Here is a 409-nt window from a genome sequence, read left to right on the forward strand (position 1 = left end):
GAGGGTGAAAATCACGCAGACGGCAAAGAAGGCGTAGCGGCTCAGGAGTGACAGGCTCATACGGTTTCCTTGGTTCGGACTCAATGGTTACCCATGGCGCGCAGACTGGCTTGCTCTTGTGGCGAGGGAGCTTGCTCCCGCTGGGTTGCGCAGCAGCCCCAAACTTGTCTGTCACGGTCTGTCTGAGGCATCGCGTGTCCAGGTTTGCGACTGCTGCGCAGTCGAGCGGGAGCAAGCTCCCTCGCCACAGGGGATTCCAAGCCGCAGGGCTCTCCCGCGTGCCGAGGCGTTTCAGGCGTTCTGCGCCTGGAGAAAAATCGAAAACAGCTCCGACTGGGATTTGATCCCCAGCTTGCTGTACATGTGTTTCTTATGGACTTTCACGGTTTCTACGGAGATTTCCAGCTTA

The 409-nt window shown here is 57.9% G+C and carries 1 protein-coding gene; it reads right to left on the reverse strand.

Features of this window, described 5'->3' with window-relative positions; translation table 11 throughout:
- Positions 1-291 precede the first annotated feature (291 nt).
- Positions 292-409 (reverse strand): LuxR C-terminal-related transcriptional regulator (locus tag J5M57_RS28725; protein ID WP_207938577.1); only part of this gene is annotated, 118 nt, incomplete at its 5' end.

It is taken from the genome of Pseudomonas sp. 86_A (genome assembly GCF_017491705.1).
GTDB lineage: Bacteria > Pseudomonadota > Gammaproteobacteria > Pseudomonadales > Pseudomonadaceae > Aquipseudomonas > Aquipseudomonas koreensis.